Source organism: Legionella steigerwaltii (genome assembly GCF_001468065.1).
GTDB classification, from domain to species: Bacteria; Pseudomonadota; Gammaproteobacteria; order Legionellales; family Legionellaceae; genus Legionella; species Legionella steigerwaltii.
Genome location: NZ_LNYZ01000036.1, coordinates 1 through 1,676, shown reverse-complemented (window position 1 = coordinate 1,676; position 1,676 = coordinate 1). Strand labels below are relative to the sequence as shown.

Sequence of the window (1,676 nt, the reverse complement as noted above, 5' to 3'; positions counted from 1 at the left end):
CATCGGTAACACCTTTTTCTCCTAAGAAAGTGTTACCTATCATCCCGGTTTAAAGTGTTACCAGTCTACCCGGTTTGTACCTATTTATCCCTTCTCCCCTTGGGGAGAAGGTGCCCTTAGGGCGGGTGAGGGTTGCTCTTCCCCTATCCATCTCCCGTCAAAAGAAGAGGCAATTGATCACTTTGCTCTGCTGAATCGTCTTGTTGTTCCACCTGATATTCAAGAATATCTCCAGGCTGACAATCCAGATAAGTGCAAATTGCATCCAGTGTTGCAAAGCGTATCGCTTTTGCTTTGCCATTTTTTAAAATAGACAAATTCGCTTCAGTAATCCCTATTGCCTCAGCCAGCTCCTTCAGCCTGCATTTGCGTTTTGCCATCATCACATCCAAATTAACAATAATCGACACGAGTATATTCCTTAAATTGTTAATTGCGTTTCAGATTTGAGTTGATGTGCTTCTTGAATAATCCATGATGCAACTAAAATAATAAAGGCGGTAATTACAGTGGATAAATTTGCTGAATTCAAGGTAATACTGGCAAAACGCTCTCCTTTAGGATTATTAAATGTCAGTGCTGCCGTCATTAAAGGTTGATAAAATAACTGCACCAATTCCCCTAAAATCATATAAATACTTACCTTTTTAATTAATTTGATATTTTCTTCTTCAAACAAATACCCTTTTTCAAAAAACCTAAATAATTTAGCCAACTTATGACAGATTAGAATAGTAATTGTCAGTGGCATCCATTCAATCGCTAACAAAACACCCCGATGCAACCAAGAAAAATGGGATGGATCATGGATTTTTTCCGCAGAAATCAAGGAAGACCAGGCCCCTATATGACACATCCAATCGAATTTAAATAAGATTAAGAAGGTTGTCGTGAGTGGAATAAGCCAGCAAAGACTACGAAATAGCAGATACAGAATATGACTGGTGTTTTTTATTTTTTTCATGATAAATATCCGTTAATAAGACAATTAAATGATAGCAAATATTTATCGTTTTACAATAAAAATATATTATTTATTGATATTATTTCCTTTGTGATATTTTTTTACTCCATTTACTTTACATGAAGCGCTCCACAGTGATATGCAGCTAACAACTGAGGAGCGCCAATAAGTTCTAGCTCAACTTATATGATACATTTGGCGCCAAACTATCAAGCTTTTCTTGTAAAAGACTTAGATTTTTAGGTACGACAATAAGTTGGAAATTATCATTTTGGAAGTTAACAGGAGCGGCGTTTGGTTTAATGTACTGTGCATTATTGCGTTTTTCCACCGTAAGTCTATTTTCCGGCCTCTCATCGAAATCAATACAATCAGACTTATCAAGGAGTGACAGCACCTTCATTGTTTTGGGATCAACTTGGCTTAAAGACCAAAACTTTGTGGTGCGGATATGTGGAAAAGGTCTTGTATAACTGCCTTCCCCACTAACAACAACCAAATCCTGAATGTGTCTATCATTTGGAAAATGCTCTTTAATTAAAGCAAGAGCTCGTTCTAGCTGCTCTCCTTCTAAATGGACTCTTTCTTTATTGGTAAAATATTTTTCTAAATGCGCCTTATTAATTGCTTTTATTACCCTGGCGTCTAAAAGTTATTGATTTTATGTGATATTCTACGCGCTTTTGACTAAATCAATTTGTTGAGATGAGTA

3 protein-coding genes are annotated in these 1,676 nt (G+C 36.3%); all 3 read right to left on the bottom strand.

The annotated features are described in order from the left end of the window. Nucleotides 1–143 precede the first annotated feature (143 nt). The 3 genes from Lstg_RS14890 to Lstg_RS14880 all read right to left on the bottom strand — a co-directional run bounded on the left by Lstg_RS14890 (nt 144) and on the right by Lstg_RS14880 (nt 1,463). The gene (locus tag Lstg_RS14890; protein ID WP_058478466.1) at nt 144–410 is read right to left on the bottom strand and encodes a helix-turn-helix domain-containing protein; all 267 of its coding nucleotides are present in this window, start codon (nt 408–410) and stop codon (nt 144–146) included. 11 nt (nt 411–421) lie between these two features. Next, entirely contained in the window at nt 422–964 is a 543-nt protein-coding gene (locus Lstg_RS14885) for a DUF2975 domain-containing protein (RefSeq protein ID WP_058478465.1), read from the bottom strand. Between the two features lie 172 nt (nt 965–1,136). Continuing rightward, entirely contained in the window at nt 1,137–1,463 is a 327-nt protein-coding gene (locus Lstg_RS14880; RefSeq protein WP_058478464.1) for a hypothetical protein, read from the bottom strand. Between the last annotated feature and the right edge of the window lie 213 nt (nt 1,464–1,676).

Coding starts and splice junctions, on each gene's coding strand:
- Lstg_RS14885 (WP_058478465.1), bottom strand. CDS start 964: ATGAAAAAAATAAAAAACACCAGTCATATTCTGTATCTGCTATTTCGT.